The sequence below is a fragment of the Streptomyces sp. NPDC086147 genome, from assembly GCF_040702165.1.
Classification (GTDB): domain Bacteria; phylum Actinomycetota; class Actinomycetes; order Streptomycetales; family Streptomycetaceae; genus Streptomyces.
Map to the genome: position 1 here is coordinate 152,005 of NZ_JBFBJO010000007.1, position 26,264 is coordinate 178,268.

The window sequence follows — 26,264 nt, forward strand, 5'->3', positions numbered from 1 at the left end:
ATCTCCTGATCCCGGGATCGGCGGTTCATCGCTGAACGCGAACGAGGGCGGCACCCCCTGGTGGGGGTGCCGCCCTCGGGCGTTGTCCGGACCCGTCTACGCCTTCCGGAAGAGCCCCGCCCACAGGAAGGACTCGCCGAAGGCGGCCGAGTCGGCGGGCTCGTCGCGCATGCGGCGCAGTTCGACCTCCTCCAGGTCCGCGAAGATCGCGCGCAGGGACCCTGCGGGCGCGAGGGGCGGCACGGGTCCCCGGAAGCCCGTCCCGGGTCCCGGGAAGGGGCCTTTCCGGGGTGCGCCGGGAGGGTTTCCGCTCCCGGCGCCGGAGGCGCGATCTTCTCTGTGGCGTCCCGGTCGCGCACGCCTGTACGATCCGGCTGTCGGCAGATGGGGGGCATCGGGCCGACTCCCGGCTCCGGCACGCGCGCGCGTACCCGTACGCGGACACACACCCGTATCCGTACACGCACCCGTACACGCACCCGTATGCGTACGCGCCCTGCCGTTCCCGCCTCCCCTGTCGCATCCGACACCACGCCGCACGGCACGCGCCGTCCCGGCCGCACGAGGGGACCCATTTGTCCGTCCGAAGAGCCGTCGCGCTCGCGCTGAGCGCGGCGCTGGGAATCACCGGCCTGGCCGTCACGGCGCCCGCCGCGACGGCCGCGCCCGACTCCCCGTACGAAGTGGCGATCGACGCGCCGCCCAGCGCCGTCCCGCCGGTCCAGCGCTTCTTCGGCGTGGGGACCGGCCTGCAGACCTACGACCCGGCCGTGGAGAAGCTGCGCTGGCAGAGCCTCGCGGGCGGAGGGACCGCCGCCCCCCGCGACCTCTGCGACTCGCTCGGCCTGATCGTCTTCCAGGGCGACAGGTTCGGGTGCTTCAGCTCCCACCACGACACGGGCACGGCCACCGTCCACGACTGGACGACCGGCGACACCCTCACCCGCGAACTCCCCGCCGGCCACCGGTGGGCCGAGATCCTCGGCGGCGCGAGCCGGCTGCTCAGCCACAGCACCGACGCCGGGGGCGCCACGACGCTCCACCTCCTCGGACTCGGTCCCGGCGCCCCCGAGGACGTCGCCGTGCGGATGCCGGAGCCCGTCGTGGGATGGCCCGGCATTCTCGGCTCCGACGCCCGGGGCGCGGTCGTCGAGTACCAGCGGGCCGCGGGCGGCAAGGGCCTCGGCGTCCTCGACTTCGCCACGGGAGCCCTGACCTCCCTGCCGGACCTGCCCGAGCGGCCCGGCTCCTACGTCTACGCCGGCCTGAGCGCGGACCGGATCGTCGTGTACGGCCTCTCCGGCGCCTCGGACGTCCTCGTCCTCCCCCGGAGCGGCGGGCCCGCCACCACCGTGAGACTGCCGGACGGCGGCGGCGACCACCACGGCCGGGTCGCCCTCCTCGGCGACTGGGTGGTCAGCCACTACGGCCCGCTGAACGGACCCCGTACGGTCAGGGCGACCTCCCTCGTCACCGGCGAGACCCGCTCCCTGGGCTTCTCCACCGTCGTCGACCGCCGGTTTGAGGTCGGCGCGGACGGCGGCCTGTACGTCGAGGGCGGCACCGACCTCGGCCACTGGGGCCTGTGGCGCGTGGCGCCGGGCACCGGAGGCGCCCCGGCCGCCAAGCAGCTCCAGGCCCTCCCGTACCGGCCGGTCGACCGAGGCGGCCTGACCCTGGCGAACGGCCTCCTCACGGTCGGGCACGACGACTTCGGCAAGCGGAGCGCCGTCCGGTACGACCTCTCCGCGACCGAGCCGCGCACGGCCGTCGAGCGCTGGAGCTGCGACCCCGCCACCGGCACCGGGACCATCCCGAACTGCCCGCCCGCCGGCGCCTCGGACATCGGCGGGAAGTGGTGGGCCGACACGGGCGACGGGCGGCTGGTCACCCTGTTCACCGAGGACATCCCGCCCTTCCGCGGCTCCCCGCCGTGCATCGGCTGCGTCATCACGGCACGGGTGACCACGCCCGGCCCCGGCGGCGGCACCCGCGCCGTCAAGCTGGACACCACCCGGAGGATCAGCCCGGTGCGCGTCCTCGGCGCCGCCGGACGCCACCTGCACTTCCTGGCCACCGAGGACCGGCAGCCCCGCTCGGTCGTCGCGGACGTCGAGACGGGGAAGGTCCTCTCGGTCTCCGACCGGACGAACCAGGCCCTGTGGGGCACCTGGCTCTGGACGCCGTCCACGCAGGACGACACCGTCTCGGCGGTCGACCTGCGCACGGGCGCCACCGTCGCGACGGTGGACCTCGGCACCGACTGCGCCGTCTCCGACCTCGACGTCGTCGGCACGTGGATCTACGCCCGCTGCGGCGACGGCACGACCGCCGTCGTGTACGACCGGGAGAAGGGGACCCGGGTCTCCTTCCAGGTGCCCCGGTCCGCCCGGCCGAGCCTCGGCGACGGCTTCGTCGCCCACACCGTGCCCGGCGACGCCGGTGACACGCTGAGCGTGACCGACGTCCGTTCCGGCGCGCCGGTGGTCCGCACCCTCGGCACCGTCGCGTCCTCCCTGCCCGACCACGGCAGGGGCTGGACGGTCGACCGGTTCGGCGGGGGCGTCGCCTTCGTCGACTCCCGGCAGGCGGTCCGCGTCGTCGGCCTCGGCGGCGCCACCGGCCGCCTCGCCGTGACCGACGCGGCCGTACCGGCGTCGGTGAACCTGAAGTCGTCGGCCTGGCAGCCGCGTTGGAACCTGTCCAAGCCCGGCACCTGGACGCTCGCGCTCCGGCACAAGGCGTCGGGCAGGCAGGTCCGTACCCTCACCGGCGAGGGACGCGGCCTCGCAGGGCCCGTCTGGAACGGCAAGGACGCGGCGGGCGCGGTCGTCGCCGACGGCGCGTACACCTGGACCCTGACCGTGAAGCCCGCCGACGGCCAGGGCGCCGATCTCGCGCTGTCCGGCGCGGTGTCCGTGACCGGCGGTGCCGCCGCGTGGCGCGACATGGCCGGGAGCGACGGACTGGGCGACCTGCTGGCGATGGACCCGGCGGGCCTGGTCTCGCTCTACAGGGGCAACGGCACGGGCGGGGTCTCGGCCCGGATCGCCGGTACGGGCGCGAAGTTCCCGGCGGGCACGGTCCTCGTCCCGTCGGGCGACACGAACGGCGACGGCTGCAACGACGTGTACGCGCGCGTGGGCGACCAGCTGCGGTCGTACCGGCCGGCCTGCGGGACGTTCGTGTCGGCCTCCTCGCCGTACGTCCCGGTGGGCGGGGGCTGGGGCCAGTACGACGTGCTGACCGCGCCGGGGGACGTGGACGGCGACGGGTACGCCGACCTGGTCGCCCGCCAGACGTCGACCGGCGACGTGTACTTCTACGGTGGCACGGCCGACCACCGGTTGCGGAACCGGGTGCGGATCGGCGTGAACTGGAAGCTGTACACGAAGATCGCGGGCGCCGGTGACCTGAACGGCGACGGGCGGGGCGACCTGCTCGGCATGGACGCCTCGGGCGTCCTGTGGCGGTACTACGGCACGGCGGCCGGCGGTGTGACGGCCCGGGTGAAGGTCGGCGGCGGCTGGGGCGCCTACTCGTCCCTGGTCGGCGTCGGCGACCTGAACGGCGACAAGCGCGGGGATCTGGTCGCGCGGGAGCGGGCCACCGGCAAGCTGTGGCGCTACACCAACCTCGGCAACGGCCTCTACGCCACCCGGGTCATGATCGGCGCCGGCGGCTGGAACGGTTTCAAGGAGCTCCACTGATCCACCGCCGCCCCGTGGGCCACGGCCCACGGGGCGGCGGGCACGCCTCAGGGGTCAGGCGGGCAGGGCCAGCAGGCCGGTGTCCTGGCCGGCGCGGCGCAGCGCGTCCGTGACGAAGCCGTTCGCCTTCAGCTCCTCGACCGTGTCGCGGAGGAAGGCGAGGGTCTCCGGGGCACGTGAGGGCGTCGTGCCGACCGCCTGCCGGATCTCCATGAACCGGCCCTCGATCAGCCGGACGTCGGGGTTCTCCCGTACGTACGCGGTCAGCGGCTGCCGGATGCCCGCGCCCGCCTCCAGGCCCTCGGCCCGGAAGACGTCGACGCCCTCGTCCCCGCGCACGACGGTCGCGTGCGCGAGGGTCCGGGACAGGAACAGGTCGTAGGCGGAGCCCTTCTTGACCCCGACGCGGACCCCGGGGGCGTCGACCTCCCCGACGGTGGTGAGCGCGGAGCCGCGCGGCACGGCGTACACCCCCTCGATGACGACGTACGGGGCGGTGAACGCGACCTCCGCCTCGCGCGCCGGGTCCACGGCGAGGAAGCAGAGGTCGGCCCGCCCGTCCGTCATCGCCCCGAACGACTTCCGCGCCGCGTCGAAGCAGAGCAGCTCGACCCCGACCCCGAGCCGCGCCCCGATCTCCCGCGCCAGGTCGACGGTGATCCCGGAGGGGTCCTCGGGGGTGCCCTGGGCGAGCACCGGGTTCCCGAGGTTGACGGAGGCGCGGAGGACTCCGGCGGGGGCGAGGTCGGCGGCGATGCGCTGCGTGGTCGTCATGGGGGTGGAGTCTAGGGAGCGGCGGGGGCCTTCCGTATGGGGGCAGGGCTCAGGGAGCGGTGGGGTTCTCCCGTACGGGAGCGCGGTGGAGGCGGTTCAGGAGGTCGAGTTCGCCGGGGGTGAGGCGGAGGGTGCCCGCCGCGACGTTGGCGGCCAGGTGGGCGGGGTCGCCGGTGCCGGGGATCGCGAGCAGGTGCGGGCCCTGGTGGAGGGTCCAGGCGATGCGGACCTGGGCGGGGCTCGCGCCGTGGGCCCCGGCGACGGCGAGGACCTCCTCGCTCTCGGTCGCGGTGGCACCGGCCTCGCGGCCGGCGGCGGCGATCGCGTAGAAGGGCACGAAGGCGATGTCCTGCGCGCCGCAGAGGCGGACGAACTCCTCGTACTCCGGGCGGACCCCGATCCCGTACATGTTCTGCACGCAGACGACGGGAGCGACGGTCCGCGCCTCCGCGAGCTGGTCGGGCGTGACGTTGGAGAGGCCGAGGTGGCGGATGAGCCCCGCCTCGCGGAGTTCGGCGAGGGCGCCGAAGCGCTCGGCGATCGAATCGGTGCCGAGGACGCGGAGGTTGACCAGGTCGAGGTGGTCGCGGCCGAGCTGCCGCAGGTTCTCCTCGACCTGGCCGCGCAGGGCGGCCGGGGTGCGCGCGTGCTCGCTCCAGGCGCCGGAGACGTCGCGGGACGGGCCGACCTTGGTCGCGATGACGAGGTCGTCGGGGTACGGGCCGCCGAGGGCGCTGTTGATCAGCTCGTTGGCGGAGCGGAGCGGGGAGAAGTAGAAGGCGGCGGTGTCGATGTGGTTCACGCCGAGGTCGACGGCCTCGCGGAGCACCCTGATCGCCCGGTCGCGGTCCATCGGCACGGCGTGCGGGACGAGGGCCTCGCCGTGCTGCGGCAGCCGCATGGCGCCGAACCCGATGCGGCGGACGGGGAGTTCGCCGCCGAGGAGCCAGGTTCCGGAGTCGGAGGCGTGGGGGAGGTCGTGGGTGTCGGTGTGGGGACGGGCGTGGGCCGAGGTGTGCATCGAGGAGCCCTTCCGGGGTGGGGAAGGCGCATTGTGCACGGAGACGGGGCCGGAGCGCGACCGTGTTCTCGGCGCGGTCGCGCTCCGGCCCCGGGGGCCCATACCTTGGCGGGTGCCGGCCCCGGGCGTCAGGCCTTGGCGGGCGCCGACGCGGGTGCGGGCGTGTCGGGCGCACCGGAGGCACCGGACGCTCCGACGCTTGCCCCTCCGGCGGCCACCACCGTCTCCGCCGCCGTCTCCGTGTCCACGTCGAACTCCTCCAGGAGCCGGTCGCTGAACCCCCAGAAGTACGTCGCCACGAAGCCCGCCAGGTAGCCGGTGAGCAGGCCGCCCGCGTAGATCGCGATCGTGCGGCCGAGGCCCTCGTCGCCGTCGAGGAGGGGGAACAGGGCCCAGCCGGAGGGGCCGATCGCGGTCGAGCCGACCTTGGCGCCCAGCATGCTGAAGAGGCCGATGAAGCCGCCGCCGAAGGCGCCGCCCACGCAGGCGGTGACGAAGGGGCGGCCCAGGGGGAGCGAGACGCCGTAGATCAGGGGCTCGCCGACGCCCAGGAAACCGGCCGGGAGGGCGGACTTGACGGTGCGGCGGATGGAGCCGTTGCGCGGGAGCTTCAGGTAGACCGCCATCGCCGCGCCGACCTGGCCCGCGCCCGCCATCGCGAGGATGGGCAGCAGGACCGTGGAGCCCTGCTGTTCGATGAGCGTGGTGTGGATCGGGATGAGGGCCTGGTGCAGGCCCAGCATCACCAGCGGCAGGAACAGGCCGCCCAGGACGAAGCCCGCGCCCGCGCCGGCGTGCGCGAGGAGCCAGTCGGCGAACTCGCCGATCGCGGTCGAGACCTCGCCCGCGACGAACATCAGCCCGAAGATCGTGACCAGGCCGGAGACCAGGACCGTGAGCGTCGGGGTGACCAGGACGTCCAGGGACTCCGGCACCCACCGGCGGCACCACTTCTCCACGTACACCGCGAGGACCGCCGCGCCGAGCGCGCCGAGCACACCGCCCTGTCCGGGGGAGAGGGTCTGGCCGAAGGCGTCGATCTTGGCGACGCCCGGGAAGACGATGACGGCGGCGACCGCGCCGCCCAGGATCGGCGTGCCGCCGAACTCCTTCGCCGTGTTGAAGCCGACGAAGACCGCGATGAGGGCCATGAAGCCGCTCGCGATCGCGGCGAGGGCGGGGGTGACGGAGGGCAGCCAACCGAGGTTGATGAGGAGGCCGTTGAGGCCGGCGATGATGCCGCAGCCGATGAGGGCGGGGATCAGCGGGACGAAGACGTTCGCGATGCGGCGGAGGAACAGCTTGAACGGGGTCTGGTTCCTCGCCTTCCGGGCCGCCCTGATCGCCGCGCCCTGCGCCGCGAGGTCGTCGGCGGAGGACGCGGGGGTTCCGGCGGAGGACGCGGGGGCGCCGGTCTCCTCCTGGTCCTGCTCGTGCGCCTCGGCCACCAGGGCCTCGAACTCCGGGGTCACGCGGGCGACCGTGCCCGGCCCGAGGACGATCTGGTACGTGTCGTCCTCGACGACGCCCATCACGGCCGGTAGGGCCTTCAGGGCCTCGTCCCGGACGAGCGAGCGGTCCCGCAGGCCGAGGCGGAGGCGGGTCATGCAGTGGGCGACGGAGGTGATGTTCCCGGCGCCGCCGACGAGGGGGAGGATCGCGGCGGCGACGGCGCGGTTCTTGTCGTCAGTGCTCATGGTGCGGTGGTGCCTTGCTGTGTGGGGGAGGTGGAGCCGGGTGGGGTCTACCGGGCGTGCAGCGCCGCGCGCAGGTGGCCCCGGGAGCCGGTGAGGAGCTCGGCGGCGGTGGAGGCGTCGACGTCCGCGAGGATCATGAGGATCGCGTGCTTCACCTCGCCGTCGGCGGCGGCGAGCGCGGCCTCGATCCGCTCGTCGGGCGCGCCGGTGGCGAGGGCGACGATCCGCCGCGAGCGGGCCTGGAGCTTCTCGTTGGAGGCGCGGACGTCGACCATCAGGTTCCCGTACGTCTTGCCGAGCCGGATCATCGTGATCGTCGAGATCATGTTGAGGACGAGCTTCTGGGCGGTGCCGGCCTTGAGCCGGGTGGAGCCGGTGAGCAGCTCGGGCCCGGTGACGACCTCGATGCCGTGCTCGGCGGCGGCGGCGAGCGCGCTGTCGGCGTTGCAGGACAGGCCGACGGTGAGCGCGCCGAGGGCGCGGGCGTGCTCGACGGCGCCGATCGCGTAGGGGGTGCGGCCGGAGGCGGAGACGCCGACGACGGTGTCGTCCGGGGTGAGCCCGAGCGCGGTGAGGTCCGCGACGGCGAGCTCCTTGGAGTCCTCGGCGCCCTCGACGGCCTTGACCATGGCGGAGGGGCCGCCCGCGATGAGACCGACGACCTCGGCGGGGTCGGTGTTGAAGGTGGGCGGGCACTCGCTGGCGTCGAGGACGCCGAGCCGGCCGGCGGTGCCGGCGCCCAGGTAGACCAGACGGCCGCCGCGGGCCATCCGCTCGGCGGTGGCGTCGATGGCGGCGGCGATGGCGGGCAGCTGCCGGGCGACGGCGGCGGGGACGGACTGGTCCTCGCCGTTCATGGTCCGGGCGATCTCCAGGGTCGGGAGCTGGTCGATCTCCGCGAGCTCGGGGCGGAAGGCCTCGGTGGTGAGGGTGGCGAGCTGGGCGCGGAGTTCGGAGTACGTGGAAGCGGAGGCGGAAGCGGACACGTGCGGCTCTTTCGGTACGGCGGCGTCGTCGGCGCCGGTGCTTTACGGGTGCGGGTGCTTCGGTGGGCGTGGGTACGGGTGCTTCGGCGGACAGAGGTGTTTCAGCGGGTGCGGGGCGCGTGCCGGTGGGCCAGGGCCTCGTACGAGGCGGCGAGGGCCGGGGCGGCCGTCTCGTACGTCCGCTGGGTGACGCAGGTGAACAGGCAATCCACGACCAGGAGTTGGCTGGTCCGGGACGACATGGCCGCCGGGCGCAGCTCGCTCTCGCGGGCGGTGGAGGTGGTGAGGACGTGGTCGGCGTACTGGGTGACGGGGCCGTCCGGGCGGCCGGTGATCGCGACGGTGGTCGCGCCGTGGTCGAAGGCCACCCGGAGCGGTTCTATGACGTCGCCGGTCGAGCCGGAGTGGGTGATGGCGATGGCGACGTCGCCGGAGCGGAGCTGCACGGCGTTGGTGACGGCGAGGTGCGGGTCGCTGTGGGCGTGCGCGACCAGGCCGATGCGGAGCAGCTTCTGCCCGAGGTCCTGGGCGACGAGCCCGGAGGCGCCGACGCCGTAGATGTCGACGCGGCGGGCGGTGGCGAGGGCGGCGACGGCGGCGCCGAGCTGGACGGTGTCGAGTCCGGCGGCGGTGTCGGCGAGGGTCTGCTGCTCGTCGTAGGCCAGTTTGGCGACGACGTCGGCGATGGGGTCGTCCACGGCGATGTCGGCGGTGACGGCGGGCGCGCGGCCCGACTGCTGCTGGGCGGCGAGCCCGGCGAGGGCGAGGCGCAGGTCGCGGTAGCCGGGGTAGCCGAGGAGGCGGGCGGTGCGGACGACGGTCGCCTCGCTGGTGCCGGTGAGTTCGGCGAGGCCGGTGACCGTGAGGGCGGCGCAGCCGGCCGGGTCTCCGGCGACGGCCTCGGCGACCCGCTGCATGGAGCGGGTCATGGAGGGCGCCAGGGTCCGCACCTTGGCCGCGAGGGCGGCGGGGGCCGGGGGCGCGTCGCTGGTGAAACTTTCCTTCACGTCATTGGTCACGCCTGAAAGATACTTTCGGAAGGGTGGGGCGACAAGCCCCTTCCGGTGTCCGGATCCGGAAGGGACCTTCGCCCTTCCCGCCGCCTCCCGGGCCGGGTGACAATGAGGGAATGGACGACATCGACACGGTGGAGCAGGCGCTGCACACCGCCCGCGCGCTCGTACTGGCCGATCTGGCGGCCCGCGAGGTCGCGGCGGCCGAGGTCGTGTCGATGGTGGAGGACTCGGTCACGCACCGGCGCTGGTGGGTCGAGCAGTGGCCGGAGGGAGTGGCGTACGTGGCGGGGCTCGTCGCCCAGGACGTGCAGGACGCCCTCCTCGAACGGTACGGGCGCTGGCCGCTCTGCCCCGTCTGCGCCTCGGGCGACCCGCACGCCCTCGACGTGGAGCCGGAGCTCGGCCCGGACCCGCACTGGGTCTGCGCCGAGCAGGGCGTCGTGGTGGCGCCGGTGGGCGGGCTGACGTGAGCGGCGGGTCTGGAGCGAGCGGCGAGGCCGGGGTGGGCGGCGGGCCCGGGACGGCGGGAGGAGTCCGCGCGTGACCCTCTACATCGATCCGCCGACCTGGCCGGGACACGGCCGCATGTGGTCGCACCTGGTCAGCGACGCCTCCTTCGAGGAGCTGCACGCCTTCGCGGCCGCGATCGGCGCCCCGCGCCGCGCCTTCGAGCGGGACCACTACGACATCCCGGCCGACCACTACGCGGCCGCGGTGACCGGCGGCGCGGTCGAGGTCGGCTCGAAGGAACTCCTCCGCCGCCTCACGGCGGCGGGCCTGCGGAGGCCCAAGGGGCGGCCGGCGGGTTGAGGGGGGGCGGGAGCGGGGGCGTACGCGAAGAGGTCCCCGCCCCGGCCGGATACGGACCTGCTCCGGCCCGGGCCTCTTGCCTTACGGGCCCGCCTCCGTCTCAGCCCGGCAGGGCGCACTCCCGGTCGTCCCTCTCGGGGGCGGTGGCCGGACTCCCGGCCACGACGTGGCCGTCGCCCGGTGTCCGGCGGGACAGCTTCAGGGCCACCGCCGCCACCACCAGCCCCACCGCCGTCATCGCCGCGCCCGCCCACGCCGTGGAGGCGAAGCCGAGGCCCGCGTCGATGACGGTGCCGCCGAGCCAGGGGCCGCCGGTGTTGCCGAGGTTGAAGGCGGCGGTGGTGGTGGCGCCCGCGAGGGTGGGGGCGGCGCCGGCCACGTTGAACATGCGGGCGTTGAGGGCCGGGGCGGTGTAGAAGGCGGAGACGCCGAGGAGGAAGGCCAGCAGGACCGTAACGACCGGGCTGGACGCGAAGAGCGCCAGGGCGACCAGGAAGACGGTCGAGGCGGCGATGCCGCTGAGCATCACCCCGAAGAGGTGTGCGTCCGCGACCCGGCCGCCGATCGTCGTACCGACCAGGGCGCCGATGCCGAAGAGCCCGAGGACGACCGAGACCCAGCCCTTGTCGAGGCCGGAGACGTCGGTGAGGAGCGGGGCGAGGTACGAGAAGGCGCAGAAGACGCCGCCCGCCGCGAGCGCGGTGACGACGACCGAGAGCAGGACCTGCCGGTCGCGGTAGATCGTCAGCTCCCGCTTGAGCCGGGGCCGGGTCTCGGGGACCGGGATGTGCGGGATGCGGGTGAGGACGCCGACGAGGGCGATCGCGGAGGCGAGGCCGACCGCCCAGAAGGCGGATCGCCAGCCGAGGTGCTCGCCGAGGAAGGCGCCGGCGGGGACGCCGAGGACGTTGGCTATGGAGAGCCCGCCGATCATCACGGCCATGGCCCGGGCCCGCGCGCCCACCGGCACCATCGCGATGGCGACGGCCGCGCCGACCGCCCAGAACCCGGCGCAGGCGAGCGCGCTCACGACCCGGGAGGCGAAGAGCACGCCGTAGTTCGGCGCGAGGGCGCCCGCGACCTGGCCCAGGCCGAAGACGGTGATCAGGGCGATCAGGGTCGTCTTGCGGGGGAGCCGCAGGGTCGCCACGGCGAGGAGCGGGGCACCCACCACCATGCCGATCGCGAAGGCCGAGATGAGCAGTCCGGCCTGCGGGATGGAGACGTTCATGTCCTCCGCGATGGGCGGCAGCAGCCCGGAGAGCATGAACTCGCTCGTCCCGAGCGCGAAGACGGAGAGGCCGAGGATGTAGACGGCCGTCGGCATGCGGGTGGACGCGGGGGCGGCGGGGGCGGGTGTCACGGGCTCGGGAGAGGAAGGCGGCATGACATGGGTCAACGAGTGATTCATTGCTGTCATTCCTCGGTGCCGGGTCGTCTTGTCATACGAGACGGTCACCTGCGCGCCGGGACGGTGCCGGGGCCGCGGAGGCGGCCGCTCCGGTCCCTCCCCGGCCCTTTCTGCCCTTCCCGCCCCTCCCCGGCGGGGGCTCACCCCGTCCCGGACGCGTCCGTCAGCTCCTTCAGCTCCCGCTCCACGTTCTCCCGCGCCTTCTCCTCCCACACCGCCGCGCCGTACGGCGTCCGGAAGAGCCGGGGCAGGTCGAGGAGGTGGCGCAGGACGGCGGCGCGGCCCTCGCGGAAGGCGTCGTCGGGGACGAAGCCGTACTCCTCGCGGACCGCCGCCGCGTACCCCGCGTACGTGTCGGGGTCGCTCGCCAGGATCGCCAGGTCCGCGTCGCAGAGGGTCTCGCCGTTCAGGTCGCCCACGGCCGGGTCGTGGGTGACGGTCAGGCGGACCAGGCGGGCGACCTCGGCCACCTCGTGCGGGGTCAGGCCCGCCTCGGCGAGGGCCTTCTCGGCCAGGAGCGCCGAGCGCTCCTCGTTCTCGGACCGGTCGGGACGGTAGACGGCGTCGTGGAACCAGGCCGCGAGCCGTACGAGCTCCAGCTCGCCGCCCTCGCCGCCCTGGTCGGTCAGTTCGTCGACGCGGTCGAGGACCGCCCGCAGGTGGTCGACCGTGTGGTACCGGCGCTGCGGCTCGGCCCAGCGGGCGAGCAGGTTCAGCCCGTACGGGGCGGGGTCGGGGCCCTCGCGGCCGGCGCGGGCGGCGAGCAGGGTGGCGTTCCAGTGCCGGAGGAGCGCGGGATGCGGGTCTGCGGTCATGGGGGCATTGTGCCCGCCGGGCGCGGGCGGTGCGTGTTCAGAGCATGCGGCGCAGGAGCCGGTCGCGGTCGACGAGCTGGTGCTTGAGGACCAGGCCGACGTGGCAGGCGAGCCCGGCGAGGAAGAGCACCTGCGCCGTCACGTGCGCCCACAGCGGGCCGTCGGCGCCCAGGGCGGCAGCCCGGTTGTCGCCGCCACAGCAGCCGGGCCACGCCCAGCACGACGACGAGCACGTGGGCGGTCAGCAGCGCGTCCTCGCCGAAGGGCTCGTACCCGTCGCCGCCGCGTCCGCGCCCCCGTCCGCGCCCGGACTCCTCGCCCCGGCCCCGGGCCCGTCCCCGGCCGCGCACTCCCGGCAGTGCGTCTCGTCCGCGAGGGGCCGGAACAGCATCGGCTGGGTGTGCTCCCCGGCGCACTCCCGCGTCCCGGCGAGCCGGGTGGACAGCCGGGGGCCGTCGGGCAGCGGTGACGCGAGCTGGGGCAGGGTGCGGGGCGGTACTTCCCGCAGCAGGTACCGGACCAGCCCGCCGGGCCGGTGTACGGGCGTCCCGGCACCGGGCAGGCCGCGCAGGACGTGTTCGTGGACGTCGGCGGTGGTGTGCCCGGCGTCGAGCCAGCGGGCGGCGAGGCGGGCGAGTTCGTCGCGCATGCCGGGCGGGATGTGCCGGAGGGCGGGGGAGAGGAGGGGGAGGGCGCCGATGAGGGCGTGGGCCTCTTCCTGCCGGGGGCTGACGAGGGGTGCGGGTTCGCTGACCGGCTCGGCGGTGGGCGACGGAAGGTTGGAGGTGTCTTCTCCAAGGTCTTTCTCTGGATGACCGCCGGTCGACGGGGTCTTCGGAGCACCGGCGGCCGGGGCACCGGCGGCTCGATTCCGGGGACTCGGTGCGACCTGCGGGAACACCGTTTCCTCGCAGGTGGGGAGGGGGCTTTGGGCGAGGAGCTTGATGGCCTCGTCGGCGGTCAGGGGGGCGCTGGAGACGAGCTGCTGGGTGATCCAGAGTCCACCGGCGCCCTGGACGCGCCGCTCGTGCACGAACCCTTCTTCTTTCAGCTGCCGTTTGGCGCGTGTGAAGGCGCAGGCCCCGATCCGGGCGCGCTGGGCGGTGCGGGAGAGCGATTCGCGGGCTCCCCGGGGGAGGGAGAGCTGCCAGGTGAGGATGCGTACGGCGTCGGAGTTGAGGCGGGGGTGGCGGATGATGTCGTGCGAGTACTGGCCGAAGGCGCGCGAGGGCACGATAACGTTGCGGTAGATCACGGGTGGGTCCTGTCCACTGGTGGTTCAGGCCCTCGCCGATGGTTCTCAGGTCATCGGTGAGGGCCGTTTTGCGTGAACGTACCGCGCTGGCATATGCCCGGACAGGCACGCAGAGTGAAGACCGCCCATTCGAGTGACGCGCGGTCACATCATCGTTCAGGCAGCGGAGATGGCTCTCTGGGCGAGGTGCTGATGACGCGGAGGGCGCCGCGCGGGGTCAGGCTCGCGCGCTCCTCCGGACTCGCCGTCCAGCACTGTTCGGCCGCCGCCTCCCACAGGTAGCCGCTGGGGCGGACCAGGACCAGCATGTTCCCGTTCACGGAACGGACCTGCCCGGTGAGCGCCCGCTGCGCGTCGGTCACGACGTCGCCGATCCGGTACCTCACTTCTCGGCCGCCCGCGCGGTCCGCAGGAGCACGGTCAGCCGCTTGGCACCGCCGACACCGACGGTCCCGAGCCCGTACCGGTGCGTGTCCCCGCCGGGGCCGTGCGTGACGTCCCGGTAGAGCCCGCTCGTGGGGAGGCCGGCGGTGCCCATGGCGTCCTTGAGCTCCCGGTAGACACGGGTGGCTTCGGCCTCGGTGACGGGGCGGGTGGGGGGTGGGGGCGGGAGTGTACCTATGGAGGGCCCTCTTTCTGGTGGATCTTCTCCGGACGCCTTCACGATGGCGTGTGCCGTCCTACGCTCACCAGGAGTTGGGTTTCCGGAGGGGAACGGGGAACGTGGCATATGCCCGCGGAGAACGAGATCGACCCGAGCGAGAGCCTGGAGAGCTTCATCGCCGACCTGGTTCGGGACGCACGCAAGCAGCTCGGGTGGCGTCAACAGGACCTCGCGGCCAAGGTGTTCAGCAGTACGACGCGCATCTCCGAGATCGAGAACGGTGATCCGCCGGACCTGAAGCTCGGGCGCCAGATCGACCAAGTACTTGAGCTGAGCGGGAAGCTGACGAACCTGCTGACGATCCGGGACCGGGTCGCTTTCCGTGACTACGCGCAGGGGTTCCTCAGGGACCAGGCGCGGGCGCTGGCCGTCTACGAGTTCTCTCCGGTGATACCGGGCCTGCTCCAGACCCCGGAGTACGCGAGAGCGATCATGAAGTTGGAAGACCCCGACGAAGTCACCGACATCGAAAGCTCCGTGCAGCGGCGAAGTGAACGCCAAGCCGTGTTCGACGGGCCGCATCCGCCTTGGTTGTGGGTCGTCCTCGACGAGTCGGCCTTCACGAAGGTGATGGGGTCGAAGCGGGTCATGCGTGACCAGATCGAATGGCTCCTCGAAGCCACCGAAAGGCCGTTCATCAACGTGCAGGTCCTGCGCACCGACCGCGCGGTCATCCGTGGATCGGTGAGCCTGCTGACCCTGCCTTCGGGTGATCGGACCGCCTACACCGAGGGGTTCGGCATCGGCCGCTACGTGATCGAAGCGACAGAGGTCGCTCTCTTCCAGAAGATCTATGATCGGCTCCACGCCGACGCGCTCGGGGTCGAGGAATCGCGAAAGTTCATGCGTGACGTACTTGGAGATGCACGATGACTGAGCCCACGTGGCACAAGAGCACGTACAGCGGGAACAACGACAACTGCGTCGAGGTCGCCGACAACCTCCCCCTCGTCCACGTCCGGGACACCAAGGACCACGCCAGGGGCGAGCTGACCGCCACCCCGGCCGCCTGGTCCGCGTTCACCGCGTTCGCGCGGACGCACGCGGTCTGACCGCTCCCGGCATCCCGGCACTCCAGGGGCTCGTCACGCCGCGGAGCGCCCGTTTCGCTTCTCCCACTCGTTTGACACGCTGGACGCATGTCCGAGACGACGTACGACATCGGTGAAGGCCCGGCGACGCGTGTCAGCCTTTCGCTGCCGGAAGGAACGGTAGAGGCGATCCGGGCCCGAGTCGGTAAGCGCGAGTTCTCCGCGTTCATCGCGGCGGCTGTCGAGCGGGAACTGCGGGGCCAGGTGCTGGACGAGTACCTGGCGGACTACGAGAGCCGCAAAGGGCCGGTCTCCGATCAGGCGAGGCACGGGGCACGCCAGGTCTTCGACGACGTGTTCGCGGACGAGGACCAGTGGCCCGCCGCAAGCCGGCGCCCGAAACACTCGTCCTCGACGACATGAGCAGGCTGTGCGGCACCCGGGTCCGGCTCGTCGCGGTCTGACCGCTCCGGCACTCCAGGGTCTCGTCACGCCGCGGCGCGTCCGGGCTACTCCCGGCTCGTGTAGTGGCGTCTCGCCCAGAGGGGGAGCGCGAACCACAGGGTGAACAGCCAGATACCGACGGCGCCCGCCAGCCACGCGGCGAGCACGTCGTCGAGGGCCACCCGCAGCAGCATGAGCAGGGTCAGGACGGTGGTCACCGCGAGCAGCAGCAGCCCCGTCCGGGCCATCCGGGCGGCGATCACCACCGTCTGCGGCTTGATGCGGCGGCCCGCGACCATCCGGTGCAGGGACACCGGGCCGATGAGGGAGCCCGCGCTGGCCGCGCCCAGGACGACCGCGGTGACGTAGAGGGCACGGTCGGTGTCGCCCAGGTCGGTGAAGGCGGGCTGGAAGACGGCGATGAACAGGACGCCGAAGAGGATCTGCACGCCGGTCTGGGCCACCCGCAGCTCCTGGAGCAGGTCGGCCCACATCCGGTCCGCGCGCTCCTCGGGCGACTCGTCGCGCCCCCGGCGCCGGTCGGAGGGGCCGGGCACGGCGTCCCCGCCGCCTTCCGGTTCCGGTGCCATACGCGCTCCTCGCCGAGGTCTCCCCACGGCCCCTACGGAAAGTCTCCCACCGCCCCGCGCGGGGAGCGAGGCGTGCCCCTTCGTCCGTTCGGCCCCGCCCCCGTGCGGGTCCCGGGGGCGGCTGCTGTGCTGGGCGGGACACCCTCCGCGCGTACAGGAGCGACACCATGGCCGTCATCGTCACCGTCGAGATCCCCGGTGGGACCGAGGAGCAGTACGAGGAGATCATGCGGCAGCTCGGGGGCACCGACTGGTTCCCGGCGGACGGGCTCATCGCGCACGCGGCCGGGCCCGACGGGGAGGGGGGCTGGAAGGTCGTCGACTTCTGGGACTCCGAGGACCAGTTCCTCGCCTTCGTGGAGCGGGCACGGCCGATCATGGAGCGGGCCGGCATCTCGTCGATGCTGCCGACGGTGCAGCAGGCCGTGAACGTCGTCCTGCGCTGACGGCGCGCGGGACGACCCGGCCGAAACCCTTCCGCACCGCCGGCGCGCGGGTCCGTCGAAAACCCTTTGCGGCGGGCGGGGCCCGGGGGCCAGGCTCCTCGTCCATGACCAGTCATCCTCCGCACCCGCCCGTCGCGTCCGTCGCGGACCTGTTCGCCGCCGACGGGCGCCTCAAGGCGGTCCCGCGCCGGGCCGCCCGCCGCGAGGCGCTGCTCGCGCACCTCGCCGCGACCCTCTTCGAGACCGGCCGGACCTACCGCGAGTCCGAGGTCAACGAGGCGCTGAAGGGCGTGCACGAGGACTTCCCGGCCCTGCGCCGCTACCTCGTGACCGGTGGCTTCCTCTCCCGTACGAAGGACGGCGCCGCCTACCGCCGACAGCAGCGGACCGGCACTCCCGGAGGCGCGATCCCCGCCGTCGCGTGACGGCGGGCCCGGTGGTGGCCGGCCTCCTGGCCGGCTACGGCATCGCGATCCCGGTCGGCGCCGTCGGCGCCCACCTGGTGGCGGTCGCGGCCCGCTCCCCGTGGCGTACGGGAGCGGGCGCGGCGCTCGGCATCGCCACCGCGGACGGGCTGTACGCCCTGCTGGCCGTCCTCGGCGGCGCGGCCCTCGTCCCCCTCCTCGCCCCGGTGGCGGCCCCCCTGCGCCTGGGCTCGGCCCTGGTCCTCGTCGCGCTCGCGGCGCACTCCGCGTGGCGGGCCGTACGGGCGTACCGCGGCGGTACGGCCCCGGGGCGGGAGTTCCCGCCGGCTCCCCGGCGCGCGTTCCTCGCCTTCCTGGGGATCACGGTCCTCAACCCCCTGACCGTGCTCTACTTCACCGCCCTCGTCCTCGGCGGCCGTCCGGCGACGGGCCCGGCCGGGGCCGCCGCCTTCGTCCTCGCGGCCTTCGCCGCCTCCGCGAGCTGGCAGCTCCTCCTGGCGGGAACGGGCACGCTCCTGGGCCGTACCGTCACGGGCCCCCGGGGCCGCCTGGCGACGGCCCTCGCGTCGAGCGCGCTGATCGTGGCGCTGGCGGTGGGGGTGGTGGTCTGAGCGGGGCCGGGGGCGGCCGGGCCGGTCAGCGGCCCCGCCGCGCTCCCGCCGCCAGGGCCGCCGCCCCCGCCAGCCCCACGAGCGCCCCCGCCGCCAGCACCCCGCCGCGCGAGCGCCAGGACAGGACCGCCCCGTTCGACCGGGCTGAGAAGACCGAGCCGACGCTCAGCCAGGACCCGACCGAGCCCACGGACAGGGCCGAGCCGACCGATCCGGCGCTCGCCCAGGAGCCGATCGAGGCGAACGAGTGGGCGGAGCCGACCGACCCGATGGAGAGGAAGGAGCCCACCGAGCCGATGGAGAGCATCGAGCCCACGGAACCGATGGAGAGGAACGAGTCCCTGGACCAGAGGGAGAGGGACGAGGTCCCCGGGCGGGAGCGGGGGTGAGAGGCCATGGACCGATCCTAGGGACGCACCGGGAACCGCGCTCCCCGAACGCACCCGCCCCGAACGCCCTTCGTGCCGCTCAGGCGGATGCCCGGGGCGCCGCCCGGTCGCGCGGCGGGCGGGCCAGGGTGACCGTGCGCAGGAGCCACTCCGCCGGGCCGTGCCGGCGGGTGGACATCAGCCTGGCGCTGAGGGCGAGTTGGGCGGCGTACAGGGCGAGCGCGCCGAGGGTGACGGCGGCCGTGCCGAGGCGGTCGTAGAGGGCGAGGCCGTAGCCGGTGAAGACGAGGGCCAGGACCAGGGACTGGGCCAGGTAGTTCGTCAGGGCCATCCGGCCGGCGGGGGCGAGGAGGGCGGTCACCCGCGCGCCGCGCGCCGTGCGCAGGAGCAGCAGCATCCCGCAGACGTACGCGGCGGTGAGCGCCGGGGCCGTGACCGTGTTCACCGCGTGGCCGAGTAGCTCCCAGCGGGGGCCGAGCGGGCCGACCGCGGTCAGGGCCGCGAAGACGCCGCCGGGCAGGCCCACGGCGGCGCCGAGCAGGCAGACGAGGCGCGTCCGGCGGTGGCGGATCCGCGCGGTGGCGGCGTCGGGCGCGTCCGAGAGCAGGCGCCGCTTGCCGCAGTACAGGCCCGCCAGGAAGGCCGTCACGACGAAGCCGCCCATCAGGGGGAGGGCGAGGAGCACCTCGGGCAGCAGTCCCGCGTTGGCCGCCACGACGGACGCGGGATCGCCGCGGTAGGCGGCGACGAGCGCGGGGAACCCGTCGGTGACCCCGGCGTTCACGGCGGCCATTTCGGCGTCGGACATGAGCAGCGGGACGAGCCCCACGAGCAGCAGCAGGGCGCTCGCGCACCCGTGCATGATCAGCGCGGCGGTCCGGGCCGCCCCCGGCGAACAGCCGCGCGCCGCTACCAGGACCAGGCCGAGCACGGCGTACGTCATGAGGATGTCGCCGGAGAACAGCAGCACCGCGTGCAGGGCCCCGAGGGCGAACAGGCCCAGGGAGCGGCGCAGCAGCCGGGGCACGGGCCCGGCGCCGTCGCGTGCGGCCGACTCCAGCTGGAGGGTGAGGCTGTAGCCGAAGAGGAACGAGAACAGCAGGAAGAACTTGCCGGTCACGAAGGTCTGGACGACCGCCTCCACGGCCCGGTCGAGGGAGGAGGCGTCCGGGTCGGCGATGCCGTGGAGGCCGTACGGGCCCGCCGCCATCGGCGCGTTGACCAGCAGGATGCCCAGGAGCGCGAAGCCCCGGAGGGCGTCGACCTCCGCTATCCGCGGCCGGGCCCCCCGTACGTCCGTCGCCGTCGTCGCCGCTGTCACCGGCACTGTCCCCCCGTGGTCGGTCCGCGTGACCAGCGTAATCGGACGGCGTTCGGTGCGGGTGCGCCCGGCACGTTCCCCGGGGGCAGGCCCCGGTGCGTCAGGAGACCGTCCCCGTGCTCCGCGCCGCGCTCCGGAACGTGCGCCGGTACGTGTCCGGCGGCACCCCGAGCGCGTTGTGGAAGTGGCGGCGCAGGGTCGTCGCCGTGCCCATCCCCGTGCGGACGGCGACGAGTTCGACGCTGTCGTCCGTGGTCTCCAGGATCTCCTGGGCCCGGTGGATGCGCTGGGTGTGCAGCCAGCGCAGCGGGGTGGTGCCGGTGGTCGCGGTGAAGCGGCGGGTGAGGTTCCGGGTGCTCATGTTCATCCGGCGGGCGAGGTCGGGCACCGTCAGGGGCTCGTCGAGCCGGGCGCCCGCCCAGGCGAGCAGGTCCGCGAAGGCGTCGGCGGTGTCGGCGGTCGTCGGGGCGGCGACGTACTGCGCCTGGCCGCCCGCGCGGCGGGCCGGGACCAGGAGCCGCCGGGCCAGTTCGGCGGCGACGGCGGCGCCGTGGTCGGCGCTGACCAGGTGCAGGCACAGGTCCATCCCGGCGGCCTTGCCCGCCGAGGTCAGGACGTTGCCGTCCTCGACGTAGAGGATGTCCGGGTCGACCTCGACCCGGGGGTGACGGGCCGCCAGGTCGCCGGTGTGCGCCCAGTGGGTGGTGGCGCGGCGGCCGTCCAGTACGCCCGCGGCCGCCAGGACGAACGCGCCCGTGCACAGCGACACGATCCGCGCGCCCCGCGCGTGCGCCGTGCGCACGGCGTCCAGGAGGCCGGCGGGCGGGTCGGCGTCGACGTCGGAGCAGGACGGGACGATGACGGTGTCCGCGCCGGCGAGCGCGTCGAGGCCGTGCGGGGCGTCGATCCGCAGCCAGCCGTCGAGCCGGGCGGCGGTGGTCTCCGGCGCCGCGCAGACCTTGAAGTCGTACCAGCCGTCGGTGATCCCGCGATCCACGCCGAACACCTCGCAGGCCGCCGCGGTCTCGAACAGCATCGTCCCGTCGTGGGCCGCCAGCGCCACAGAAGTCATGCGGGGAGTGTACGGAGCGGGGTGCGCCGAGGCGCCCGCGAGCCGGGCCCGTCCTGAAACGGACGGGCCCGGCTCTGGCTTCGGCTTCGGCTCTGGCTTCGGCTTCGGACGGGCCGGGGCTCCGGCCTCGGCCCCGGTCTCGGCTCCGGCCCCGGCCCCCGCGCGCCGCCCCGCTCAGCCGTCGGTCGCCTTGAAGCCGCGCAGCCGCAGGCTGTTGCCCACCACGAAGACCGAGGAGAAGGCCATGGCCGCGCCCGCGATCATCGGGTTGAGCAGTCCGGCCGCGGCGAGCGGCAGGGCCGCCACGTTGTAGGCGAAGGCCCAGAAGAGGTTCGAGCGGATGGTGCCGAGGGTCCGGCGGGAGAGCCGGATCGCGTCGGCCGCCGCCCGCAGGTCCCCCCGTACGAGGGTCAGGTCGCCGGCCTCGATGGCGGCGTCCGTGCCCGTGCCCATCGCCAGGCCCAGGTCCGCCTGGGCGAGCGCGGCGGCGTCGTTCACGCCGTCGCCGACCATGGCGACCGAACGGCCCTCGCCCTGGAGGCGCTTGACGACGTCGACCTTGTCCTGCGGCATGACCTCCGCGATCACCTCGTCGATGCCGACCTCGGCGGCCACGGCCTCCGCGACCGCCCGGTTGTCGCCGGTGAGCAGGATCGGGGTGAGGCCGAGTCCGCGCAGCCGCCGGACCGCCTCGGCGCTGGTGTCCTTGACGGCGTCCGCGACCTCCAGGACCGCGCGCGCCTCGCCGTCCCAGGCGACCGCGATGGCGGTCCGCCCCGCCTTCTCGGCCGCGTCCTTGGCGGACCCGAGGCCGGACGGGAGGGCCATCGCCCACTCCTCCAGGAGCTTCTCGCGGCCGACGAGGACCGCGTGGCCCTCGACCACGCCCTGCACGCCGAGGCCGGGGACGTTCGCGAAGTCCTCGGGGGCCGGCAGCGTGCCCACCCGGTCGGCCGCGCCGGCGGCGACGGCCTGGGCGATCGGGTGCTCGGAGGCGTGCTCCAGGGCGCCCGCGAGCCGCAGGACGTCCTTCTCGTCCACGCCGTCGGCGGTGTGGACGGCGAGGAGGGTCATCCGGCCGGTGGTGACGGTGCCGGTCTTGTCCAGGACGATCGTGTCGACCCTGCGGGTGGTCTCCAGGACCTCGGGGCCCTTGATGAGGATGCCGAGCTGCGCGCCGCGCCCGGTGCCGACCATGAGGGCGGTCGGGGTGGCCAGGCCCAGGGCGCACGGGCAGGCGATGATCAGGACGGCGACGGCGGCGGTGAACGCGGCGGTGAGGCCCTGTCCGGTGCCGAGCCAGAAGCCGAGGGTGCCGAGGGCGAGCGCGATGACGACCGGCACGAAGACGGCCGAGATCCGGTCCGCGAGGCGCTGGGCGGCGGCCTTGCCGTTCTGCGCGTCCTCGACGAGCTTCGCCATCCGGGCGAGCTGGGTGTCGGAGCCGACGCGGGTGGCCTCGACGACGAGCCGGCCGCCGGCGTTGAGGGTGGCGCCGGTGACGGCGTCCCCGACGCCGACCTCGACCGGGACGGACTCGCCGGTGAGCATGGAGGCGTCCACGGCGGACGAGCCCTCGACCACGGTGCCGTCGGTGGCGATCTTCTCGCCGGGGCGGACCAGGAAGCGGTCCCCGACCCGGAGTTCGGCGGTCGGTACGGTGACCTCCCGGCCGTCCTTCAGGACGGTGACCTCCTTGGCGCCCAGCCGCATCAGGGCCTTGAGCGCGGCGCCCGCCTTGCGCTTGGAGCGGGCCTCGAAGTACCGGCCGGCCAGGATGAAGGCGGTGACGCCGGCGGCGGCCTCCAGGTAGATGTTCCCGGCGCCGTCGGTGCGGGCGATCGTGAACTCGAAGGGGTGCGTCATGCCGGGCGTCCCGGCGGTGCCGAGGAACAGCGCCCACAGCGACCACAGGAACGCGGCGCCCGTACCGACCGAGATCAGGGTGTCCATGGTGGCCGCACCGTGCTTCGCGTTGGTCCAGGCGGCCTTGTGGAAGGGCCAGGCGGCGTAGACGACGACCGGTGCGGCGAGCGCGAGGCTCAGCCACTGCCAGTACGTGAACTGGAGGGCCGGGACCATGGCCATGGCGATGACGGGGACGGCGAGGACGACGGCGGTGATCAGCCGCTGCCTGAGGGGCCGCAGCTCCTCGTCGGCCCGCTCCTCGTCGGAGGGACCCGCGTCGGCGGCCTCGTCCCTCGGGGGTTCGGGCTCGGCGGCGGTGTAGCCGGTGGCCTCGACGGTGGCGATGAGGTCGGCGACGCCGACGCCCGCGTCGAAGGTGACCTTCGCCTTCTCGGTGGCGTAGTTGACGGTGGCCTCGACCCCGTCCATGCGGTTGAGCTTCTTCTCGATGCGGGCCGCGCACGAGGCACAGGTCATGCCGCCGATGGCGAGCTCGACCTGAGCCGTGCCGGATGTCGTCGTTGCCATGGACTCTGCTCCTCGTGGGGTTACGGGTCCGGGTCCGGGGCCCGGGTGGGGTGCGGTGCGGCCCCGGCGGCCGGGGCCGACGCGGTGGACCGGCGCGGTCAGGCGCGGCCGGTCAGCTCGTAGCCCGCGTCGTCGACGGCCGCGGCGATCGCGGCGTCGTCGGGCGCGCCGCCGGTGGTCACGGTCACCAGACCGCCGGCCACGTCGACGTCCACGGAGACGACTCCCGGGAGCGCGCCGACGGCGTCGGTGACCGCGGCCTCGCAGTGGCCGCAGGACATGCCGGAGACGGCGTAGACGGTCGTGAGGGTGTCGGCGACGGCGACGGTGGCCGTGCCGTTCGCGCCGGTCGAGCAGCCGCGGTCGGGGGTGCAGCAGGAGCCCATGGCTTCCTCCTCGGTAGATTCTCTCCTCGATACCCTAGGGGGGTATCGGCTCACGACTCCATGTATACCCCCCGGTCGTATGCGTGGCAAGTGGATCCCCGGCTTGACTTGATACCCCCTGGGGGTATCGTGACATGCGTCGAACGGTTCAGGGCGCGGTCACCCGCGCCGCCCGCGTACGACCTACGGGAGAGCAGTCATGAACACCGGTGCGAAGATCACCGCCTTTGCCGCCGCGCTCGCCGCGACCTTCGGGACGGCGTACGGGGTCGGTGCGGCCGTCGGCCCGTCCGCCGCCCCCGCGAAGGCCCCGGCGGCCGACGGGCACCCGGACCACGGGAAGGAGACGGCGCCCACCCCGGACGCCCCCGCTCCGAGTGCTCCCGGCGGTCTCCAGATCTCCGACGGCGGCTACACCCTCGCCCTGGAGGACCCGACCCCCGCCCCCGGCCGGACCGTCCTGAAGTTCTCCGTCGAGGACGCGGCGGGGAAGAAGGTCACCGCCTTCGCCACCGAGCACGAGAAGGAGATGCACTTCGTCGTCGCCTCGCGCGACCTCACCGTCTTCCGGCACCTGCACCCGGTGAAGGCCGCCGACGGCACCTGGACGGCCGAGACCGACCTGCCCGCCGCCGGCCCCTACAAGGCCTTCGCCGACTTCAAGCCCGCCGCGCCCGGGGCCCGGGGCCTCACGCTCGGCGCTGACGTCTCCGTACCGGGGGAGTACGCGCCGAAGCCGCTGCCCGCCGCCGCGCCGACCGCGAACACGGACGGATACCAGGTCCGCCTCGGCGGCACCCTGGACCCCGGGAAGCCCGGTGAGCTGCGGCTCACCGTCTCCAAGGACGGGAAGCCGGTCACCGACCTGGAGCCGTACCTCGGGGCGTACGGGCACCTCGTCGCCCTGCGCGAGGGCGACCTCGCCTACCTCCACGTCCACCCGAACGAGGGCGGTCCCGGCCCGGACGTCTCCTTCACGGCGACGGCGCCCAGCGCGGGCGCGTACCGTCTGTTCCTGGACTTCCGGCACGACGGCGAGGTGCGGACGGCGGCCTTCACGGTGTGGGCGGGCGCTTCCGGGGCACCCGTTTCCGCAGATGGTGAGGCCGAGCACGGTGCGGGCGGCCACGAGCACGGCTAGGCTGGTCATTGGACTAGACCTATAGCCGTCATTCATGGAGGAATGGGCTTCGATGAGCAACCGTGCAGTCCTTGAGGTGATCGCCCTCGACGAGCAGGACGCGGTCGCCGCCCAGACCGGCGGCGCCGACCGGCTCGAACTCGTCACCGACATGGCGGCGGACGGGCTCACCCCGTCCGGGGCCGGCTTCGCCGCGATCCGCGCCGCCGTCGACATCCCGCTGCGCGTGATGCTCCGGCTCACCGACGGATTCTCGGCCGGCGGCCCCGAGGGCACCGACGCCCTCGTGGCGCGCGCCGCCGACCTCCGGGAGGCGGGCGCGGACGAGTTCGTCCTCGGCTTCCTCACCCCCGACGGCGCGCCGGACCTGGTCGCCGTCGAGCGGCTGATCGCCGTCCTCGACGGCTGCCGCTGGACCTTCCACCGGGCGATCGACCGCGCCGCCGACCGCGACGGACTGCGCAAGAGCCTCGCGGACCTGCCGGGCCTCGACACCTACCTCACGGCCGGTTCCGCCACCGGCGTCGACGACGGCCTCGCCACCCTCAAGGCCGAGGCCGCGCGTGCGGGCGAGCCCGGCTACGAGGCCCGGATCCTCGTCGGCGGCGGCCTCCGCCTCGACCACCTCCCCGAACTGCGCGCGGCGGGCCTCGACGCCTTCCACATCGGCGGCGCGGCCCGCCCGGAGGGCTGGACGGCCCCGGTCTCGGCGGCCGCGGTCCGCACGTGGCGCGAGGCGGTGGACGCGCCGCTCTCCTGAGTGCGGGGGTCTCCTGGGCGCCGGGGTCACCCGGACATCGGGGGGCGTCTCGACATCGGGGGTCACCCGGGCGCCGGGGCCTGCTCACGGACGGGAAAACGCGTGGTCCCCGCCCCGGCCGCACGACTAGCCTCGCCCGCATGCCCGCTTCCCCCACCCCCGGCGCGACCCCCGCCCCCACCGCCGACACCGCCCTCGTCGAGCGTCTGGTCGCCGCGCAGTTCCCCGACTGGGCGCACCTGCCCGTACGGGCCGTGGACTCGGCGGGGACGGACAACGCCATGTTCCGGCTCGGGGACGGCCTCGCCGTACGCCTGCCGAAGGCCGGGGGGTCCGAGGGGCAAGCGGAGAAGGAGCGGTACTGGCTGCCGCGTCTCGCCCCGCACCTGACGCTGCCCGTCCCCGTGCCCGTCGGGCACGGCGTGCCGGGGGAGGGGTTCAACCGGCCCTGGTCGGTGTGCGCGTGGATCGACGGGGACGACGCGTACGACGCCCCGATCACCGACCCCGCCCACGCCGCCGTCGAGCTGGGCCGCTTCGGCGTCTCGCTGCGCGCGGCGGACGCGACCGGCGGACCGGTCTCCTTCCGGGGCGGCCCGGTCACCGACTGGGAGCGGGGCGCGATGGCCCCGGCGATCGAGGCCCTCGGCGCGGACGGCGCGCTCGACGCCGCCGCCGTCACGGAGGCCTGGGAGTCGGTGCTCCGCCTCCCGCCGTGGCGGGGCGCGCCGGTCTGGGTCCACGCCGACCTGCTCCCCGGCAACCTCCTCACCCGCGACGGACGCCTGCACGCCGTCATCGACTTCGGCGGCCTCGGCACGGGCGACCCGGCCTGCGACATGATGGCCGGCTGGTCCCTCCTCACCCCCGCCACCCGCCCCCTCTTCCGCGAGGCCTCCCGCGTCGACGACGCCACCTGGGCCCGGGGCCGGGGCTGGGCCCTGTGCTGGGGCGTCGTCACCGAGGCGTACTACCGGGAGAAGAACCCGGTCCTGGCGTCGGTCGCCCGCCGCACCCGCACCGAGGCCCTGGCGGACCTCACCTGACCGCCCC

The 26,264-nt window shown here is 74.3% G+C and carries 28 protein-coding genes and 1 pseudogene; 12 read left to right on the forward strand and 17 right to left on the reverse strand.

All coding sequences use genetic code 11. The annotated features are described in order from the left end of the window. Positions 1-96: 96 nt before the first annotated feature. Positions 97-219, reverse strand: a pseudogene (locus AB0398_RS18045) (SAM-dependent methyltransferase); the annotation flags it as partial. A gap of 356 nt (positions 220-575) precedes the next feature. Between AB0398_RS18045 and AB0398_RS18050 the strand changes: the two are divergent. Continuing rightward, positions 576-3,710, forward strand: a complete 3,135-nt coding sequence (locus AB0398_RS18050; RefSeq protein ID WP_366376153.1) for a VCBS repeat-containing protein — start codon at positions 576-578, stop codon at positions 3,708-3,710. A 54-nt stretch (positions 3,711-3,764) separates the two neighbouring features. On the opposite strand, the gene AB0398_RS18055 is transcribed toward AB0398_RS18050, so the two are convergent. From AB0398_RS18055 to AB0398_RS18075, 5 genes are all read right to left on the reverse strand, one after another. Then, positions 3,765-4,484: a transporter substrate-binding domain-containing protein gene (locus tag AB0398_RS18055; protein ID WP_366376155.1), complete on the reverse strand. Its 720-nt coding sequence runs from the start codon at positions 4,482-4,484 to the stop codon at positions 3,765-3,767. A 49-nt stretch (positions 4,485-4,533) separates the two neighbouring features. Next, complete coding sequence (locus AB0398_RS18060) at positions 4,534-5,505, reverse strand: aldo/keto reductase (RefSeq protein WP_366376156.1); 972 nt, start codon at positions 5,503-5,505, stop codon at positions 4,534-4,536. A gap of 128 nt (positions 5,506-5,633) precedes the next feature. Further along, positions 5,634-7,202: a PTS transporter subunit EIIC gene (locus AB0398_RS18065; RefSeq protein ID WP_366376158.1), complete on the reverse strand. Its 1,569-nt coding sequence runs from the start codon at positions 7,200-7,202 to the stop codon at positions 5,634-5,636. A gap of 47 nt (positions 7,203-7,249) precedes the next feature. Next, positions 7,250-8,188, reverse strand: coding sequence for an N-acetylmuramic acid 6-phosphate etherase (gene murQ, locus AB0398_RS18070; RefSeq protein ID WP_366376160.1), 939 nt, complete (start codon positions 8,186-8,188; stop codon positions 7,250-7,252). A 101-nt stretch (positions 8,189-8,289) separates the two neighbouring features. Continuing rightward, complete coding sequence (locus AB0398_RS18075; protein WP_366376162.1) at positions 8,290-9,207, reverse strand: MurR/RpiR family transcriptional regulator; 918 nt, start codon at positions 9,205-9,207, stop codon at positions 8,290-8,292. A 110-nt stretch (positions 9,208-9,317) separates the two neighbouring features. On the opposite strand from AB0398_RS18075, the gene AB0398_RS18080 reads away from it, so the two are divergent. Further along, positions 9,318-9,674 carry a hypothetical protein gene (locus AB0398_RS18080; RefSeq protein ID WP_366376164.1) on the forward strand — a complete coding sequence of 119 codons (357 nt, stop codon included), beginning with the start codon at positions 9,318-9,320 and terminating at the stop codon, positions 9,672-9,674. Between the two features lie 70 nt (positions 9,675-9,744). Next, a complete protein-coding gene (locus AB0398_RS18085) occupies positions 9,745-10,014 on the forward strand; it encodes a DUF4031 domain-containing protein (protein ID WP_366376166.1) in 270 nt (89 codons plus the stop codon). 100 nt (positions 10,015-10,114) lie between these two features. On the opposite strand, the gene AB0398_RS18090 is transcribed toward AB0398_RS18085, so the two are convergent. The 5 genes from AB0398_RS18090 to AB0398_RS18110 all read right to left on the reverse strand — a co-directional run bounded on the left by AB0398_RS18090 (position 10,115) and on the right by AB0398_RS18110 (position 14,033). Beyond that, positions 10,115-11,341 (reverse strand): Cmx/CmrA family chloramphenicol efflux MFS transporter, encoded by a 1,227-nt coding sequence (locus tag AB0398_RS18090; RefSeq protein ID WP_366376427.1) that lies wholly within the window; start codon positions 11,339-11,341, stop codon positions 10,115-10,117. 224 nt (positions 11,342-11,565) lie between these two features. After that, on the reverse strand, positions 11,566-12,240 hold the full coding sequence (locus tag AB0398_RS18095; RefSeq protein WP_366376168.1) for a hypothetical protein: 675 nt from the start codon (positions 12,238-12,240) through the stop codon (positions 11,566-11,568). A 241-nt stretch (positions 12,241-12,481) separates the two neighbouring features. Beyond that, a complete protein-coding gene (locus tag AB0398_RS18100; RefSeq protein WP_366376169.1) occupies positions 12,482-13,495 on the reverse strand; it encodes a hypothetical protein in 1,014 nt (337 codons plus the stop codon). 149 nt (positions 13,496-13,644) lie between these two features. After that, on the reverse strand, positions 13,645-13,857 hold the full coding sequence (locus AB0398_RS18105; RefSeq protein WP_366376171.1) for a hypothetical protein: 213 nt from the start codon (positions 13,855-13,857) through the stop codon (positions 13,645-13,647). 20 nt (positions 13,858-13,877) lie between these two features. Beyond that, positions 13,878-14,033: a hypothetical protein gene (locus AB0398_RS18110; protein WP_366376173.1), complete on the reverse strand. Its 156-nt coding sequence runs from the start codon at positions 14,031-14,033 to the stop codon at positions 13,878-13,880. A gap of 192 nt (positions 14,034-14,225) precedes the next feature. Here AB0398_RS18110 and AB0398_RS18115 point away from each other — a divergent pair, with 192 nt between their 5' ends. The 3 genes from AB0398_RS18115 (at position 14,226) to AB0398_RS18125 (ending at position 15,613) form a co-directional block, all read left to right on the forward strand. After that, the gene (locus AB0398_RS18115) at positions 14,226-15,032 is read left to right on the forward strand and encodes a Scr1 family TA system antitoxin-like transcriptional regulator (protein WP_366376175.1); all 807 of its coding nucleotides are present in this window, start codon (positions 14,226-14,228) and stop codon (positions 15,030-15,032) included. Continuing rightward, a complete protein-coding gene (locus AB0398_RS18120) occupies positions 15,029-15,211 on the forward strand; it encodes a DUF397 domain-containing protein (protein WP_366376176.1) in 183 nt (60 codons plus the stop codon). Before AB0398_RS18115 ends, AB0398_RS18120 begins: the two co-directional genes overlap by 4 nt. A gap of 87 nt (positions 15,212-15,298) precedes the next feature. After that, positions 15,299-15,613 carry a hypothetical protein gene (locus AB0398_RS18125; protein WP_366376178.1) on the forward strand — a complete coding sequence of 105 codons (315 nt, stop codon included), beginning with the start codon at positions 15,299-15,301 and terminating at the stop codon, positions 15,611-15,613. An 86-nt stretch (positions 15,614-15,699) separates the two neighbouring features. On the opposite strand, the gene AB0398_RS18130 is transcribed toward AB0398_RS18125, so the two are convergent. Beyond that, positions 15,700-16,224 carry a DUF6328 family protein gene (locus AB0398_RS18130; RefSeq protein ID WP_366376180.1) on the reverse strand — a complete coding sequence of 175 codons (525 nt, stop codon included), beginning with the start codon at positions 16,222-16,224 and terminating at the stop codon, positions 15,700-15,702. Positions 16,225-16,391: 167 nt separating this feature from the next. Here AB0398_RS18130 and AB0398_RS18135 point away from each other — a divergent pair, with 167 nt between their 5' ends. The 3 genes from AB0398_RS18135 (at position 16,392) to AB0398_RS18145 (ending at position 17,706) form a co-directional block, all read left to right on the forward strand. Beyond that, the gene (locus AB0398_RS18135; RefSeq protein WP_366376182.1) at positions 16,392-16,670 is read left to right on the forward strand and encodes a hypothetical protein; all 279 of its coding nucleotides are present in this window, start codon (positions 16,392-16,394) and stop codon (positions 16,668-16,670) included. Positions 16,671-16,774: 104 nt separating this feature from the next. Then, complete coding sequence (locus AB0398_RS18140) at positions 16,775-17,095, forward strand: DUF2087 domain-containing protein (protein ID WP_053641508.1); 321 nt, start codon at positions 16,775-16,777, stop codon at positions 17,093-17,095. Continuing rightward, positions 17,092-17,706 (forward strand): LysE family transporter, encoded by a 615-nt coding sequence (locus AB0398_RS18145; RefSeq protein WP_366376184.1) that lies wholly within the window; start codon positions 17,092-17,094, stop codon positions 17,704-17,706. Before AB0398_RS18140 ends, AB0398_RS18145 begins: the two co-directional genes overlap by 4 nt. A gap of 25 nt (positions 17,707-17,731) precedes the next feature. On the opposite strand, the gene AB0398_RS18150 is transcribed toward AB0398_RS18145, so the two are convergent. The 5 genes from AB0398_RS18150 to AB0398_RS18170 all read right to left on the reverse strand — a co-directional run bounded on the left by AB0398_RS18150 (position 17,732) and on the right by AB0398_RS18170 (position 23,310). After that, complete coding sequence (locus AB0398_RS18150) at positions 17,732-18,103, reverse strand: hypothetical protein (RefSeq protein ID WP_366376186.1); 372 nt, start codon at positions 18,101-18,103, stop codon at positions 17,732-17,734. Positions 18,104-18,174: 71 nt separating this feature from the next. Next, positions 18,175-19,416: a DUF418 domain-containing protein gene (locus AB0398_RS18155; RefSeq protein WP_366376188.1), complete on the reverse strand. Its 1,242-nt coding sequence runs from the start codon at positions 19,414-19,416 to the stop codon at positions 18,175-18,177. 100 nt (positions 19,417-19,516) lie between these two features. Further along, positions 19,517-20,488, reverse strand: a complete 972-nt coding sequence (locus tag AB0398_RS18160; RefSeq protein WP_366376190.1) for a helix-turn-helix domain-containing protein — start codon at positions 20,486-20,488, stop codon at positions 19,517-19,519. Between the two features lie 174 nt (positions 20,489-20,662). Beyond that, entirely contained in the window at positions 20,663-22,924 is a 2,262-nt protein-coding gene (locus AB0398_RS18165; protein WP_366376191.1) for a heavy metal translocating P-type ATPase, read from the reverse strand. A gap of 98 nt (positions 22,925-23,022) precedes the next feature. After that, positions 23,023-23,310: a cation transporter gene (locus AB0398_RS18170; RefSeq protein WP_366376192.1), complete on the reverse strand. Its 288-nt coding sequence runs from the start codon at positions 23,308-23,310 to the stop codon at positions 23,023-23,025. A 199-nt stretch (positions 23,311-23,509) separates the two neighbouring features. Between AB0398_RS18170 and AB0398_RS18175 the strand changes: the two genes are divergently transcribed. The 3 genes from AB0398_RS18175 (at position 23,510) to AB0398_RS18185 (ending at position 26,257) form a co-directional block, all read left to right on the forward strand. Next, complete coding sequence (locus AB0398_RS18175; protein ID WP_366376193.1) at positions 23,510-24,451, forward strand: hypothetical protein; 942 nt, start codon at positions 23,510-23,512, stop codon at positions 24,449-24,451. A gap of 52 nt (positions 24,452-24,503) precedes the next feature. Further along, positions 24,504-25,211, forward strand: coding sequence for a copper homeostasis protein CutC (locus AB0398_RS18180; protein WP_366376195.1), 708 nt, complete (start codon positions 24,504-24,506; stop codon positions 25,209-25,211). A 140-nt stretch (positions 25,212-25,351) separates the two neighbouring features. Next, positions 25,352-26,257: an aminoglycoside phosphotransferase family protein gene (locus AB0398_RS18185; protein WP_366376197.1), complete on the forward strand. Its 906-nt coding sequence runs from the start codon at positions 25,352-25,354 to the stop codon at positions 26,255-26,257. Positions 26,258-26,264 lie beyond the last annotated feature (7 nt).